We start from the raw sequence: 16,629 nt of genomic DNA, 5'->3' as shown, positions 1-16,629 counted from the left end.
GAGATAATGCCAATAAATACTATGGATTTATTAGGAATTACTTTTAATGAAGAAATAATAGGCAATATGATAGTGGGGTTAATCAATAATTCTAATAATTTCAAAAATGCATTTGGTAAACATATACTGGAGGTACCTAATATAGATAGATTTGAAGTAGAAGCTTATACCAAAAATTCTACATCAAGGGGGGTACCAGATATTATTGTAATTGCTGAAAATGCAGATGAAATTGTTATATCTGTTATTGAGGAGAAATTAAAAGCAAATGAAGGTCATAATCAAACCTTTATTTATACTGAAGAAGTAGCTAAAACAGAGCTTATTCAAGGGTATAATAATGATAAGAAGGTTAAATTTCAATGTATCTATTTAACATTGCTTGAGGACGAGCTTAAGGAAGATGATAGGTATATTAATAAAACTTTTAAGGATTTAATAAATGATGTTTGGGTAGAAATAGAAGATGAAGGATTAAATAGGTTATATAAAGATTTTGGAGCTAATATGATTAGATATTATAGCCTTAAAGAGCTTCCAGCTAACACACAGTCTATAAACATTCTTCTTGATAGTAATGAAAAGGAAAAGATGTTTATACACTTTAGGACATTGATGCTTTCATTGGATTACCCAGATAATTTATCTGTAAGGTTTTTTGGGAAAGGTGCAGGTGGAGATGAACTAAGCTTTATATCTAAGCTTGTAAAGAGTAGGTGGATAGGTAAAGAAGCAAAGTGGGAATATGGATTGTATGAAGTTGGAGAAGAAACTTATGAAATTCATATTGAAGCAGAGTTCCATGTTACTAATGAGAAGTTGGTACTATATGTACATTATGAGCCTAATCCATATATTACAAGATATAAACTTAAGAATGTTGCAAATAGTAAAAATGTTGACGCATTTGAAAAAAGAAGAAATTTAGTATTAGAAGTTGTACATAATGAAATTGATAAACTGGGAGATCCTTATATTAAAAAGTATGAAGGCACAAATAGTATAGCTTATACTGAATTCTATTTTAAACAAGATACAACCATTGGTGATTTTAAAGAAGTATTTATGAAATATGTATATATTCTATCTCATATTATTGATAAATCTTTAGATATTGTTGATGATAATAGGGCAAATATAAAATAAGATATAATTAAAGAACTAAAGATAATTAGGTGATTACAAATGAATAAAAGAATTAAAGGAGCTTTATTTGCTCTGAGGCAGAGGATAAGTCCGCAATTATTGACATTTTTTCTAATATTAATCATCGGAGGTGTTACACTTTTTATCAGACCTATAATTGGTGTTGCTGATAATGGAGATTATTTTAGAATAATGAGTAGTAATAATTTATATCATTTGCCAATAGAAGAAGAAGATAAGATTTTAGGATATTTTAATAAGGATTATGGTATTTATGAGTATTATAATGAATCGGAAACTTTATTGATATCTACTCAATCATTTTTTATAAAACTTGCTTTAGGAATAAATAAAATATTCTATAGTAATAAAATATTTGATATAAGATTTTTAGGGGGATTACTACTCTTTACACACTCCATAGCAGGATATTTATTAGTAAAAGTATTTACATCATATTTAAAAAAAGAAAGATTAAAATATCTAATTTCTTTGTTATATGTTGTAATATTTTGTGATACTGGATATATATCTTACTTCAATTCTTTTTATGGAGAAGGAGTGGTAGTCCCTACGTTTTTATTAAGTATAGGAATAATCCTATATATTATAAGATTTAATAAAATAAATCTATTAAATCTTATTCTGTTTTCATGTATTGCTTTCTTGTTTTTTGGGGCTAAACAACAATTAGCACCTATTGGTATATTAATAGCAATACTTATTTTAAGAGTAGCATTTTCTACTAGAGATAAAATCATAAGAGCAGGCTCTATAGCATTATCCATTATATTTGTAGTATCTGCATTGTTTTTTTATAAATCTATTAAGGGAGATTTTGATTATATAAATAGATTTCATGCAATGAATAGAGGGGTACTATTACATGAGAATGATCCTGAAAAAATATTAAAGTACTTTGGAATAGAGGGAAGTTATTCAGTATTAGAAGGTGAAATATTCTATGAGGAAACACCATCAATTTCTCCATATGATGAAAGATTATTAGAAAACTTCTATAATAAATACTCTATTGGATCCATTATAAAATATTACACAACCCACCCATCTGCTTTGAAAAAAGTATTAGATATGGGCTTTAGTAAAGCTTATGAAATAAGACCAGAGGCAATGGGGAACTTTGAAAAGATAGAAGGGAAGGAATTTGGAGCAAAGAGTAATTTCTTTGTATTATGGAGTTCATTAAAGAAGTTTATAATTCCTAAAGGACTTTTATTTGCAATAGTGTATTCAGGAGTATATTTTATTTATTCCTTTAAAAGATATAAAAAAGCTTTTAATAACAAGGATAAGAAATCAATTCTCATTGAAGATTGCTTTATATATGTATATTTGGCTGGGTTATCTCAAATATTCACATCTGTAATAGGTGCAGGAGATGCAGATTTATCAAAGCACGTATTTCTATTTAATTTAAGCTTTGATTTGATTTTGATAAATTTTATTGTACAAATGATAAAAAACAGTGGAAAGGAAGTTAACTAAGGATGAATGATTATAAAGCAAATAATAAAATAGATATATCTATAAGTTTACTTATAGCATATTTTTTAATATTATCCATTTCTTTCAATTACTTAAACTTAGGTTCTGACATTAAGAATTATATAATGATTACACTTGTAATGATTGTAGCCTTAGCAAGTTATTATTTAAGTAGAACTTTTGTTTTAGTAATGATCTTAATAATAGACTTTGTCTATACCTCCTATAACTTTTTAATTTCTGTGATTTCTAATGTGAAAATAGAGGAAGAAGTTTTTTTCTGGATAGTTATAATCCCTATAACTGCATTGGTTGTATCCTTCTTATCAGAAGAAATTAAGAATCTTGAAAATAATTATACAAAGATAATTTCATATAACGAAAAGTTTATAAAGGTAGATATATCAACTGGATTAAGAAATTTAAGTGCCTTTATGGAAGAAATGCCTGTATATATTAACCTTTATAAAAGATATAACGTTCATGTAAGTCTAATTCTTGTGAGAATTAAACATGGAAATAGGCTTGTAAAGATTGTAGGAAAAGAATATTTTAATAAGGTTTTAGTTAAGTGCTCAGAAGAATTAAGTGATTCATTAAGGTTTGAAGATAGAAAATATATTCTAGATGATGACACATTTGCTTTTATTATAATTTCAGATAAGGATGGAACTAGTATTGTAAAAAATAGACTAAAAAAATCTATAGGTGAATTAAAAATTGGAAAAGAACAGCTATATAATGATTTAAATATAGAAGTTCAAATAGGTTCATACACTATAAATGAATCAATAAATGATTCAATGGATTTCATTGAAAGAGCTGAGAAGGAATTAGAATACGATGTTTAAAAAAAGGATCTTGGTATTTCTTTTATGTATAATGCTATTTGCTACATTTCCTGTTAGAACTATAAAAGCAGATACTGAAAATAAGTATTTTCTAATTATATTTGATAGCTATAAGGAGTTTACAGCTAATGAAAATTTGTTAAATAAATTAGTAAGAGTTATGGTAACAAGTGGCTCTGACTTAAAAATAAAAAGATGGAATGAATACACAAATGAGGATGTGTCTAATGCCTCAGGTGTTATAGTTTTGTCCGTTGAAGATGAGCTAAATAATAAGGTTAATAGTATAAAAGAAAGAAATTCAAATGTAGTTACCTTTAATAAAAGTAATTTAGATATGTTAGATAGAGGAAATGAACTAATTTTAAAAAGATATCTAGAGAGGGAATTTAATATAGATAATTCTAAAAAAGGCACTTATCTTGTTTTAAAAAATGTCTATCCATATGATAGTTTAAAAGAATTGGTTGAAAAAGTAGAGTATCTAAAAGAAAGGGGAATTAACTTTATTGTAGATGCAATGCCTGTGTTTAAAAATCAAAATTTTGATTCTATGAAAAGATATACTGAAGCCTTAAGGTATTGTGCTGCAAATGGAGGAACAATATTTATATCATCACCATATATATATCAGTCTCAAAATATTCAGGTTAGTGAGCTTATTAGTAAAATGACTTTAGCATATGAAAGCTTTGTTAATTACTGGCTATATCCAGTTGGGCTTACAGTGCCAAATGAGTGGATATATAGTTATGATAAAGAAAACTTTATACATAAAAGTAATACAATTCTACTTTGGAATAATAGAGATATAGGAAATTTAAATATAAGAAGTCTTAATATTAAAGGAATAAAAAATGTTCTTGTGGAAGAGGGATGGAAAAAACTAGATGAGGAATATTACCATGGAGTAGCTTTAGCTATTGATGGAAACATCGAAAATGATTTATTTCAAAAAACAGTAGAAGAAATGTTATCATCAGGAATTGTTTTTTCAAATCCTACTAAAAGAATGGATATGGAGATTTCTTTTGGTAACTATAAAATTGAAGGGAATTATAAAGGGACATTTCTAAATGGAAAAAGTGTATATACTGAAAGGTTTATATCTAATAAAGAATATAGTAAGGCTTTTATTAATGAAGAAATAGAGAAAGAAGATAAGGTGAGTTTAAGTGCCTTTAATAAAGGGATATTTACTATTACATTAATAGCAATATGTATTTTTATAATTTTCTTTTTTAATAGTAGAAGAATTGATAAAAAGAAATATTTCAAGTAGGTGGGAAAAGGAATATGAATGTTTTTGACTATCTTTTATTATACTCCCTAGGGACTATATGGGTTGTTATAACTGTAAATATTGTCTTAGTAATTGGAGGGTATATTTATTATACAAAAACAAATGACAAAAAAATGAAAGAGGAATTGGAGCATTATCCATTTGTAAGCATTATGGTACCTGCACATAATGAAGGAATTGTAATAGAGAAGACTGCAGTATCATTGTTAAATTTGGATTATCCAGCGGATAGATATGAAGTCATAATTATAAATGATAATTCATCAGATAATTCAGCTGAGATATTAGAAAACGTAAAAAATAGGTATTCAAATAGAAACTTCATTGTAATAAATACAGATAATATAACAGGTGGTAAGGGAAAGTCTAATGCATTAAATATTGCCTTAGATTTAAGTAAGGGTGAATATTTAGCTATATATGATGCTGACAATACGCCAGAGTCTAAAGCATTAAAATACCTAGTTCAAACCATAGAAGAAGATAAACAATTAGGTGCTGTTATAGGGAAGTTTAGATGTAGAAATAAGAGAGTAAATATGTTAACTGCTTTTATAAATATTGAAACTTTAGCTTTCCAGTGGATGTCACAGGCTGGAAGGTGGCAGTTCTTTAATTTATGTACCATTCCTGGCACAAACTTTATTATAAGAAGATCTTTAATAGAAGAAATGGGGGGATGGGACACAAAAGCAGTTACAGAAGATACCGAAATAAGTTTTAGATTATATAGAATGGGGTATAAAATTAAATTTATGCCACTTGCTGTAACTTGGGAGCAAGAACCTCAAACCTTAAAGGTTTGGTTTAAGCAAAGGACAAGATGGGCAAAAGGAAATATATATGTGGTTTTAAAGAATGTTAAATACATTTTTGCAAGGGATTCAGGAGCAACGCGATTTGATATTGCTTATTATGTTATGGTATATTTCTTCTTTTTAAGTGCAAATATTATTTCGGATTTATTATTTATTTTATCAGCAATGGAGCTTATTACATTAAATATTGAAGGGTATGGTATTACACTATGGGTTATGGCAGTATCTGTTTTTATATTATCATTGCTGGTGTGTATATCTACAGAAAAAGGAGAATTGAATTTAAAGAATTTCTTTATTATAGCCATAATGTATTTTACATATTGTAAGCTTTGGGGTATAGTAGCTGGATTTGGTTTCTATAGTTTTATGAAGGACACAATTTTAAAGCAAGAGGTTAAATGGTATAAAACTGAAAGGTTTGAATAAGGGAGTAGGAGGTACTAATGAAGAAGAAGATAGAAGAACTTTTAAAGATAATTAGTTTGATTTTAGTTGTAAGTTTTATTATACCAGTAAATATTGCTACAGCTTTTCCTAAAAATAGTTATACATATACAAATGAAACTTATATAAGTAAGATTGAGTTAAATAGTAATATTACCTTTCATGGAGTATTTGATAGTTATAGATGGATTTTTAATACTAAGAGTAAAGAAGGAACTGAAAGAGTTACTTTAAACTTACAGATAGAATCAACAGATGTGTTAGCTGATAAAGTAAAGAGCTACTTAACATTTTCACTTAATGGTTCAGAATTTTATTCTATGGAAATAAATAAGAGAAATGGAGAGCCACAAACTCTCACTATAAATTTACCTAGTTATTTATTGAAAGAGGGATCTAATGAAGTTAAAGTAGAAGGATATTTAAGATGCAGTGATGAACCATGTACTGATGATTATAATACTGCAAACTGGTTAGTTTTGGGGGAAAAATCAAATATAGAATTAGTAGAAAAGGCTAAGGTATATGAAAATAAAATTATAGAATTTCCTTATGGATTATCAGAAAGCTATGATTCTAATAATAAAATAATAATTCCTGATAAATATACAGATGGTGAATTATCATCTGCTCTAAAATTCCAAACTCTTTTAGGAGGGATTAATGGTAATGGGGAAATAGTAAAATGGAGTGATAGAGGGGATTTATCTAAAAGTAATGTTATATTTATAGGTTCTAAAGAAGAGGGAAAAAGTAATATTCCAATAATAAGTAATGATATAAAAGATTTGCCTTTAGATAATGAAGCTTATATAGGAGTAAATAATTCACCTTTTTCTACAAGAAGTGATTTAAAGCTAATTTCTATAATTTCAAATAGTGAAACTGAATTAGAGAGTGCTATTAAGTTTTTGATGAATAAGGATATATATGGTCAAGTTTCATCAAGTTCAACCTTTGTAAATAGTAATCTTGATTTAGATAAAGATATAAAGCCAATTAGCTCTATAATTACCCTAGATGAATTAGGGATAAGTGAAATGAAAGTGGAAGGACTTTTTAGAAAAGAAGTTAAGATTGGATATGCCTTACCTAAGAATAAAAAGTTATCTCCAGGAGATAAGCTTGAATTAAATTTAAGATATTCTGAAAATCTTGATTTTGATAGGTCTTTATTTACCGTATATATAAATGATACTCCAATAGGTAGTAAAAAGTTAGAGAGGGAAAAAGCTAATAATGATAATATATCAATAGTTATTCCTAAAGATGTTTTAAATACATCATACTTAGAAATAAAATTAGCTTATGATTTAAATTTGAAAGGTGTAGAGTGTGAGAAGAATCAGCATGAACAACCATGGGGGTTAGTAACTGGAGATTCATATATACAAATTAATAGTAGAAATACAAATGAGTTTTATTTTAATAATTATCCTGCGCCATTTGTTCAGGATTGGGATATAAATGATACCATGTTTATTGTTCCAGATAACCTTCAATCTAAGGAGTTAACTGCTTTAGGAAATATGGCTAACCTTATGGGAAAAGGCATGAGATACAACCTTGGTAAAATAGGAGCAGTAAGTATAGGTAACTTAAAGGATGAACATAAGGATAATAATATTATAGTTTATGGTACGCCTAATAGTAATAAGCTTATAAAGGAACTAAATAATTCATTATGGTTTAAGTATGATAAAGATTGGAGTAAATTCTTATCTAATGAAAAATTATATTTAATGGATGACTATGCTAAAAACATTGCAACATTTCAGTTAGATTACTCTAGCTACAGTAGTGGAAAGTTTATGTTAGTTCTAACATCTCCAAATGAAGAACTACTAACTAAGAGTTTGGTGTATCTAGGAAAAGAAACAGAGGTATATAAGTTGTATGGAGATGGAGCTGTTATTGATATAGATGGTAATGTAAGAAACTTTAAGTATAAAGAGTCAGAAGAGGCACCTATGTATGAACAATTAAAAGGACTAGAAGGTGGGGAAAAAACATTATTGATTATATCAGGATTAATCTTTGTCTTTATAATTGCAGCTGCAGTATTTTACCTAAATAAGAATAGAGATATTATAAGAAGCAAGAAAAATAAATAGAAATGTGAAAAAGTACTTGGATTTTTCTAAGTACTTTTTTTATCTTTAGTATGGTACGGTGGATAATATATAAGTATAATGTATATTGAATTTTAATTTAAAAAGCTACATTAGGAGGAACAGATGAATTTTAATAATTTGAGTAATAGAACAAAAGGAATAATATTTATAATACTATCAGCCTTTGGATTTGCTATGATGTCAGCCTTTGTTAAGTTAGCTGGGGATTTACCATCCTTTCAAAAAACTTTTTTTAGAAATCTAGTATCTGCAATAGTTGCTTTAATTTTAATTTTAAAACACAAGGAAAGTTTATTTGGTAAAAAGGAAAACCAAAAGACTTTAATAATGAGATCAACCTTTGGTACATTAGGAATAGTTCTAAATTATTATGCTATAGATAGACTTATTCTATCAGATGCAAATATGCTAAATAAATTAAGTCCATTTTTTGTAATAATATTTTCTGCTTTGTTTTTAAAGGAGAAGATTAATTTTAAACAGGGATTAGCTTTAGTTATAGCTTTCTCAGGAGCTTTATTCATTATAAAACCAAGTTTTAATTTTGAAATGATTCCTGCTTTAGCTGGTATAGGTGGAGCAATTTTTGCAGCAGCAGCTTACACTTGCCTTAGAGTCTTAGGAGGAAAAGAAAAACATTATACAATAGTATTTTATTTCTCTGCCTTTTCATTAGTGGCAATATTCCCATTTATGATGGCAGTATATAAATCTATGACAATGACTCAGCTTATGTATTTATTATTAGCTGGTGTCTTTGCAAGTGTTGGACAGTTTGGAATAACATTAGCATATAAATATGCTCCTGCAAAAGAAATTTCTATTTTTGATTATTCAAATATAATTTTCTCAGCATTAATTAGTTTTGTTATCTTTGGAGCATTACCAGATTATTTAAGTGTTATTGGATATTTAATAATATTTGGAGCATCGTTGTTTATGTTTTTATATAATAAGAAGCTGGATAAAAAGATAAGAAGGTAAAAAGAGTTAATGTAGATGCTTGAATATTTTTTTCTTCTTGCTATCTCAAATCTCCAAATCATTCTTTATAAATTCTAAAAATGAATATATTGAAGAAACAACAAAGCTTATTGGAAGTTTTGAATTTAATAAGAAAAGGAGTTGTCCCAATAGAGAAAAATTATTATCTATTGAGACAGCTCCTTTATTTTAACTTTATTATATTAATTATCTATCTTATTTTGATTATCCTATTTAAGTCCTTCATGAATTGCATTTAAAAGTTTACCAGTCTTATCAGCATCATAAAGCCAGAACATAATTCCCCTTAAATTATTATCCTTAACATATTTGGTTTTATGAGAAATAGATTCTTCATCATCATAGGATATAAAATTATCACCATTAAATAGGTAAGGGGCTTTTGCTTCATCATCCCAATATCTTGTGTAACCATTTTTATTAATATAATCTCTATCTAAATCAGTAAAGTCTTGAGATATACCACCTGTTGATTGAGCCATTTGAAGATATCCATTATTTACATTAGGAACTCCTGTCCAAGATCTGGAGTAGAAGGCAGAACCTATTAATAATTTTTCTGATGGTACTCCAGCAGCTTCAAATAGTTTAACTGAATTCATAATACTGCTTGGAAATATATCTCCTGAAGAAGTATAAAGATTAGTATGATGACCAGTTAATATTTGAAAACCGCCTCTAAAATCATAGGTCATAAGCATAACATAATCTAAGTACTTTTGAACTTTTTTCATATTAGTAAATCTAATAAAATATTCATCAGCACCAGCTGCTATAGTTAACAAATAGTGTCTGTTGTCTTTCTTTCCTTCTTTGTCTAAAGCTTCTCTTAAATCCTTTAATAGAAGAGTGAAGTTCTCTTTATCTTTAGGGCTAGATGTAATTCCAGAGATTGATGAAGTAGGATATTCCCAATCTATATCAATACCATCTAATTTATATTCTTTCATAAATCTTATAGCTTCTTCATTAAAGAATTTTCTACTTTCTTCTGTCATGGCAGCTTCAGAGAAACCACCATTTCCCCATCCGCCTAGAGAAATAAGAAATTTAATTTCAGGATTATATTTTCTTATTCTTTCTAATTCATTAAGGTTCTTTAATTTAGTATAAATTTTTCCTTCAGAATCAATTTTACCAAAGGCTAAGTTAACATGAGTAAGTTTCTTAGCGTCTTCTTCAGTAATTGTTTCTAGTCCACCATCTCTCATATAAGCTATTACATATTTTTTCTTCATAGTGAATCCTCTCCCCATTTATAGAATACGTAATTATTATAACAGTTATGGATAATAATAGGGAAGATTGTATAGACATATTATTTATAAATGCAAAATTTGGGGTGGATATTTATTTTGCTTGTTCTGTTGCAGGGTCCAAGTCACAGAAAAATAAATATTTAAAGATAAGGAAAATGTAATAATACCTTTGATGTATAGCTAATTGAAATTTTATACTTTCCTAGACAGTGAAAAAAGAACTTCTAGCTATTCTAGAAGTTCTTTTATATGGTTGCGGGAGCAGGACTTGAACCTACGACCTTTGGGTTATGAGCCCAACGAGCTACCAACTGCTCCATCCCGCGTTATTTACTATGTATTTATATTAAGGCAATTATTAAAGTTAGTCAAATACAGGATTGCCTAGATATATTCAGTATATAAGAGGAAAGTGTGAGGTTTATGTATGAGATGGTTTAAAACCATACAATAGCAAGAAAAATATATGGATTGACCTTTAAGAGATAAAAATTTGTTAGAAAAGTATAATTTGCATAGAAAAAATAAATGTTAAATATTTATAATTATGTATACTAGTGCGATAATTATTCATATAAGAAAGGGAAAAAGGGGTAGAATAAGGGATGAGTTCATATTATGTTACTAAGAAAGTTGACTTAAATGGTATGCATATAGTTCATGAAGAGGGATGCAAGAATATGCCTGAAGAATTAAATATAACTTATATGGGGGAGTATTATAGCAATATTGAAGCGGTAGAAGACTGCAAAAAGAATTATTATCATAATAGTGATGGATGCTATACATGCTGTCCTGATGCAAACTTTAGATAGAAAAAAGAACTAAAACCAAAGAAAACAATTTTATAATTTTCCTACCTTCAGTGGGGGAGGAGAGGATGTTTGTTTTTCGGTGACTTGGAGCTTGCGACGGAACGCGAAAAATAAATATACTCTCCAAATTTCTTGGCTATTATTATATTATGTGGTAGAATTTATATTAAACAAAATATGAGATAAAGGGGCGTTTGCTTTTGAATTGGATAAATAAACTAGATAGAAAATTTGGAAGACATTATATTCATAATTTAATGGGAATAATTATAGCTGGTAGTGCAGCCTTATTTATAATAGATTATGTTTTAAAGACAAATATAAGAAGTATGCTTTATTTAGAACCAGCTTTAGTATTACAAGGTCAAATATGGAGACTTGTAACCTTTGTTTTTGTAATGAATCCAGGAAGTATAGTATTTGCAGTTTTTGCTTTCTACTTTTATTATATAGCTGGGAACGCTTTAGAATATGAGTGGGGCGGGTTTAAATTTAACCTTTATTATTTGGTAGGTATGATATCAGCAATTGTTATATCTTTTATAACAATGAATTCTGTTACTGCTGATATAATAAATTTATCTTTATTTTTAGCTTATGCTAAGCTATATCCTAATGCAGAATTTTTACTATTTTTCATTTTGCCTATTAAAGCAAAGTATTTAGGATATTTTAACTGGGCAATAATAATATTAGGAGTTTTACAAAGCATTATTAATTTTAGTATACAAGGAATTTTAATTAATCTAGTTCCTGTAATTAATTACCTTTTATTCTTTGGAGCAAGTAATTATAGGGAAAAGAAAATGAGAAATAGCTCTGTTATAAGAATGAAGGACTACAAGAGAAAAATTAATTCTGTTAAAAAGTCATATACTCATAAGTGCACTGTTTGTGGCATTACTGATGTAGATGATCCAGATATGGAATTTAGATATTGTAGCAGGTGTAATGGAAAGCATGCTTATTGTGAAAAGCATATTTTAGATCATGAACATATAAAATAATCTAGGGGGTAGCAAGTAAATGCTGCCCTTTTTACATCTAGGAGTGATAAGATGGTTGATTTATGTTTTTTGGGAACACTAGGAAATATACCTTTACCTAATAGACATTTAGCAGCTTTAATGGTTGCTTATAATGGAAGAAAGATATTAATTGATTGTGGAGAAGGAACACAAGTAGCTATTAGAGAAGGTGGGTTAGGATTTAAGAATATTGATTGTATATGTATAACACATGTACATGGTGATCATGTAATAGGACTTCCAGGGCTATTATCTACTATGGGAAATAGTGATAGAAGAGAGAAGGTAAAAATAATAGGTCCTGTAGGGCTAAAAAAAGTAGTGGATGGATTAAATATTATTAACCCATATTTACCCTATGAATTAGAGGTTATTGAGGTGAAAACAGAAAAAATAGTGCTAAGTGATGAAATTATTATTTCTTCATTAGAATTGGAACATTCAACTAATTGTGTTGGATACAGCTTCTATTTTAAGAGAAGAAGAAAGTTTGATAGGGAAAAGGCAGAAGAAAATAATGTTCCAAAGATTTTGTGGTCAAAGCTTCAAAAGAATGAAGAGGAAATTGAATATGAGGGGAGCATATATACAAAGGAAATGGTGTTAGGCCATGAGAGAAGGGGAATAAAATTATCATATATTACAGACACAAGGCCTATAAAAGAAATACCTGAATTTATTAAAGATAGTGATTTGTTTATTTGTGAGGGTAACTATGGTGACGATAATGATTTGGATAAAGCTTTAAAAAATAAGCACATGACTTTTAGAGAAAGTGCAACACTTGCAAAGTTAGGGGAATGTATGGAACTTAAAATAACTCATTTTAGTCCATCACTTCCAAATCCTCAGGATTTTATTCATAATGCTAAAGAGGTTTTTGAAAATTCATCTATTGCTTATGATGGAGAATTAAAGACAATTAGTTATAGGGAATAATAAGGGCGTAATTCTATTTAGAATTACGCCTTTGGTAAACTTATATTTTATATAGTAAGTCTGCATAAGTTGGTATTGGCCAATATTCTTTGCCTACTAATAATTCAAGACTGTCAGCATAGGATCTAGCTTTTTCCATAGCAGGTATAATTAATGATTTATAGAAGTCTGCAACTGATAGTGGATCTGAATAGTCATCAACCCTTCTTAAAAGGCTATCTAGCTTTTCTATTTCGGTATATAAATTATTAGCTAGGTTAGATATATTAGTTAAGGTTCCTCTTTCCATATCACAGCAGTTACTTAAGCCAATAGACTTTTTAGCTATAATTGTATCACTTAAATTTTTCATGTAATTAGTAACAGCAGGTAGTATTTCTTTCCTTATCATATCCACCATTGTTAGTGCCTCAATATTTATAATTTTTGAGTAATTTTCAAGTAATATTTCATATCTTGAACGAATTTCTGTTTCAGTAAATATATTATGCTTTTCAAATAAAGCTATATTTTTATCCTTAATGAAGTAAGGAAGAGCATCAACTGTAGTTCTTAAGTTTAATAAACCTCTCTTTTCTGCCTCTTGAATCCATTCATCAGAGTAATTATTTCCATTAAATATAATTCTCTTATGGTCTTTTAGAGTCTTTTTAATTAATGAATTTAAAGCTTTCTTAAAATCAGTTGCCCCTTCAAGTTCATCTGCAAAGGAAGAAAGAGCTTCAGCAACAATTGTATTTAAGATTACATTTGGTCCAGAGACAGAGAAGGTAGAGCCAAGCATTCTAAATTCAAACTTATTACCTGTAAATGCAAAAGGAGATGTTCTATTTCTATCTGTTGTATCTTTAGGAAATCTAGGAAGGACATCAACTCCAAGTTCCATTTCTACCTTGTCTTTAGCTGAGTACTTTTCATTATTTTCAATAGCATCTAATATACCTGAAAGCTCATCACCTAAGAACATTGAAACTATAGCTGGTGGAGCTTCATTAGCACCTAATCTATGGTCATTTCCAGCATTGGCCACAGATATTCTTAGTAAATCTTGATATTCATCCACAGCTTTAATTACTGCACATAGGAAAGTTAAAAATTGAGCATTTTTAGCTGGAGTTTTTCCAGGTTCTAAAAGGTTTTGACCATTATCAGTAGATAAAGACCAGTTATTGTGCTTTCCTGAACCATTTATACCTTCAAAGGGTTTTTCATGAAGTAAACATACTAAACCATGTTTATCAGCAACCTTCTTCATAGTTTCCATAGTTAATTGGTTGTGATCTGTAGCTAAATTAGTTGTAGTAAATATAGGAGCAAGCTCATGTTGGGCAGGCGCAACTTCATTGTGTTTAGTCTTTACAAGTACTCCAAGCTTCCATAATTCCTTATCTAATTCTTCCATAAAAGCTGCTATTCTAGGTTTTATAATACCAAAATAGTGATCTTCAAGTTCTTGCCCTTTAGGCGCTTTTGCACCTAGTAAAGTACGTCCTGTTAATATTAAGTCTAATCTCTTTAAGTAAAGATCTTTATCAATTATAAAGTATTCTTGTTCAGGTCCAACAGTTGTTATAACACTCTTAACATCTTCATTACCAAATAAATTTAATACTCTTAAAGCTTGTTTGTTTATTGCTTCCATGGAACGAAGTAGAGGAGTTTTTTTGTCTAAAGCTTCCCCGCTATATGAGTAGAAGACAGTTGGTATACATAAAGTATTATCTTTTATAAAGGCATATGAAGTGGGGTCCCATGCTGTATAACCTCTAGCTTCAAAGGTTACCCTTAAGCCACCATTTGGGAAACTTGAAGCATCAGGTTCCCCCTTAATTAATTCTTTACCTGAAAATTCCATAATTATTTGTCCATCTTCAATTGGTGAAATAAAGGAATCATGCTTTTCAGCTGTTATTCCTGTCATTGGTTGGAACCAGTGTGTAAAGTGAGTAGCACCTTTTTCTAATGCCCAGTCTTTCATGGCACATGCTACAATATTTGCCACATTTATATTAAGAGCTTTACCCTTATCAATACAAGATTTTAGTTCCTTGTAAGTTTGTTTTGGTAATCTTTCTTTCATTATTTTTTCATTGAAAACCATGCTTCCAAATAAATTAGGTACATAATCTTTATTCATTTATAAATCCCTCCTATAGCAAGTTTATATTATTTTCTTTACAAATTTTTAGGGTATCTTTATCCCAAATTGATGAATGAACTTCTCCTATATGTGCTTTTCCAAGTAGAAGCATGGAGAGTCTAGATTGTCCAATTCCACCACCTAAAGTTAGTGGCAAGGTTTCATTAAGAATCATCTTATGAAAAGGTAGGTTCTTTCTATCTTCGCATCCACTTTTAACTAACTGTTCTTCAAGGGAGGTTTTATCTACTCTTATTCCCATTGAAGAAACCTCAAAGGCACATTCTAAAATATCATTCCAAAATAATATATCTCCATTTAATGCCCAGTCATCATAGTCAGGAGCACGTCCATCATGCTTTTTACCATTAGGTAGAAGATCTCCAATTTTCATTATGAAAGAGGTTTTATGAGTTTTTACAAATTCATTTTCTCTCTCTTTAGGAGTTAGCTCTGGATAAAGATTATATAGTTCTTCTGTGGTAATAAAAGTAACATCATTAGAAAGAGTGGTTGTAATTTCAGGATAAATTACTTTTAATGAATCCAAGGTATTACAGATTGCAGAAACAATGTTTTTTACTGTATCCTTCAAATACTCAATATTACGTGTTTCTTTAGTAATTATCTTTTCCCAATCCCACTGATCAATATATATTGAGTGAAGGTTATCCATTTCTTCATCTCTACGTATTGCATTCATATCAGTATAAAGACCTGTTAACTCTTTAAAACCATATTTAAATAGTGCCATACGTTTCCACTTAGCAAGAGAGTGTACTACTTCTGCGTAAGTTCCAGTTTCCTTAATATCGAAACTTACTGGACGTTCGTATCCATTTAAGTTGTCATTAATTCCTGTTGTAGGATCTACAAATAGTGGTGCAGATACTCTCTTTAAATTTAACTTTTCCCCAAGTTCTTTTTGAAATTTACTTTTTATAATTTCAATAGCCATTTGTGTTTGAAATAAATCAAGTTTAGGTTCATAGTTGTTAGGAATGAATGTTTTACTCATATATATATAGCCCCCTTTTAAAATAAAAAAAGACGCCCTAGGAAATTAATCCTATAGCGTCTTTGCTTTAGTTCATTATATTCTTGATGGAAATAAATAGTCAATACTTTTTTAAAATATTGACAAAAAAATATCTAAGGAATAAAATGTTAATAGGACAAAGGCGTTCTAAGTTTGTGAGTGATTCGCAGGTTTAGTGACGTCTTTTTTTGTTTATAG

The 16,629-nt window shown here is 28.9% G+C and carries 13 protein-coding genes and 1 tRNA gene; 10 read left to right on the top strand and 4 right to left on the bottom strand.

The genetic code is table 11. The features are described from left to right. Positions 1–6 precede the first annotated feature (6 nt). The 7 genes from G594_RS0106900 to G594_RS0106870 all read left to right on the top strand — a co-directional run bounded on the left by G594_RS0106900 (position 7) and on the right by G594_RS0106870 (position 9,190). The gene (locus G594_RS0106900; protein WP_027097913.1) at positions 7–1,146 is read left to right on the top strand and encodes a hypothetical protein; all 1,140 of its coding nucleotides are present in this window, start codon (positions 7–9) and stop codon (positions 1,144–1,146) included. Positions 1,147–1,185: 39 nt separating this feature from the next. Continuing rightward, positions 1,186–2,652, top strand: coding sequence for a glycan biosynthesis hexose transferase WsfD (gene wsfD / locus G594_RS0106895; protein ID WP_051195928.1), 1,467 nt, complete (start codon positions 1,186–1,188; stop codon positions 2,650–2,652). Positions 2,653–2,654: 2 nt separating this feature from the next. Beyond that, positions 2,655–3,503 carry a diguanylate cyclase domain-containing protein gene (locus G594_RS0106890; protein ID WP_027097911.1) on the top strand — a complete coding sequence of 283 codons (849 nt, stop codon included), beginning with the start codon at positions 2,655–2,657 and terminating at the stop codon, positions 3,501–3,503. After that, complete coding sequence (locus tag G594_RS0106885; RefSeq protein WP_027097910.1) at positions 3,496–4,785, top strand: polysaccharide deacetylase family protein; 1,290 nt, start codon at positions 3,496–3,498, stop codon at positions 4,783–4,785. The genes G594_RS0106890 and G594_RS0106885 overlap by 8 nt, the downstream gene beginning before the upstream one ends. A 14-nt stretch (positions 4,786–4,799) precedes the next feature. Continuing rightward, positions 4,800–6,053: a glycosyltransferase family 2 protein gene (locus G594_RS0106880; protein ID WP_027097909.1), complete on the top strand. Its 1,254-nt coding sequence runs from the start codon at positions 4,800–4,802 to the stop codon at positions 6,051–6,053. Between the two features lie 17 nt (positions 6,054–6,070). Beyond that, on the top strand, positions 6,071–8,185 hold the full coding sequence (locus tag G594_RS18510) for a cellulose biosynthesis cyclic di-GMP-binding regulatory protein BcsB (RefSeq protein WP_034866073.1): 2,115 nt from the start codon (positions 6,071–6,073) through the stop codon (positions 8,183–8,185). Between the two features lie 123 nt (positions 8,186–8,308). Beyond that, the gene (locus G594_RS0106870) at positions 8,309–9,190 is read left to right on the top strand and encodes a DMT family transporter (RefSeq protein ID WP_027097908.1); all 882 of its coding nucleotides are present in this window, start codon (positions 8,309–8,311) and stop codon (positions 9,188–9,190) included. A gap of 230 nt (positions 9,191–9,420) precedes the next feature. Here G594_RS0106870 and G594_RS0106865 read toward each other — a convergent pair whose 3' ends face one another. Both G594_RS0106865 and G594_RS0106860 read right to left on the bottom strand, forming a co-directional pair. Further along, complete coding sequence (locus G594_RS0106865; RefSeq protein ID WP_027097907.1) at positions 9,421–10,449, bottom strand: glycoside hydrolase family 18 protein; 1,029 nt, start codon at positions 10,447–10,449, stop codon at positions 9,421–9,423. Between the two features lie 271 nt (positions 10,450–10,720). Next, positions 10,721–10,796, bottom strand: a tRNA-Met gene (locus G594_RS0106860). Positions 10,797–11,075: 279 nt separating this feature from the next. Between G594_RS0106860 and G594_RS0106855 the strand changes: the two genes are divergently transcribed. The 3 genes from G594_RS0106855 to G594_RS0106845 all read left to right on the top strand — a co-directional run bounded on the left by G594_RS0106855 (position 11,076) and on the right by G594_RS0106845 (position 13,252). Then, the gene (locus tag G594_RS0106855) at positions 11,076–11,285 is read left to right on the top strand and encodes a hypothetical protein (RefSeq protein WP_027097906.1); all 210 of its coding nucleotides are present in this window, start codon (positions 11,076–11,078) and stop codon (positions 11,283–11,285) included. Positions 11,286–11,485: 200 nt separating this feature from the next. After that, on the top strand, positions 11,486–12,292 hold the full coding sequence (locus G594_RS0106850) for a rhomboid family intramembrane serine protease (protein WP_027097905.1): 807 nt from the start codon (positions 11,486–11,488) through the stop codon (positions 12,290–12,292). 51 nt (positions 12,293–12,343) lie between these two features. Next, the gene (locus G594_RS0106845; RefSeq protein WP_027097904.1) at positions 12,344–13,252 is read left to right on the top strand and encodes a ribonuclease Z; all 909 of its coding nucleotides are present in this window, start codon (positions 12,344–12,346) and stop codon (positions 13,250–13,252) included. Between the two features lie 40 nt (positions 13,253–13,292). On the opposite strand, the gene G594_RS0106840 is transcribed toward G594_RS0106845, so the two are convergent. Next, entirely contained in the window at positions 13,293–15,389 is a 2,097-nt protein-coding gene (locus G594_RS0106840) for a glutamine synthetase III family protein (RefSeq protein WP_027097903.1), read from the bottom strand. A gap of 13 nt (positions 15,390–15,402) precedes the next feature. Continuing rightward, complete coding sequence (gene asnA, locus G594_RS0106835) at positions 15,403–16,410, bottom strand: aspartate--ammonia ligase (protein WP_027097902.1); 1,008 nt, start codon at positions 16,408–16,410, stop codon at positions 15,403–15,405. Positions 16,411–16,629 lie beyond the last annotated feature (219 nt).

This window comes from Clostridium paraputrificum AGR2156, assembly GCF_000424025.1.
Taxonomy (GTDB): Bacteria; Bacillota; Clostridia; order Clostridiales; family Clostridiaceae; genus Clostridium; species Clostridium paraputrificum.
This window is presented reverse-complemented; position numbering and strand designations above follow the sequence as displayed.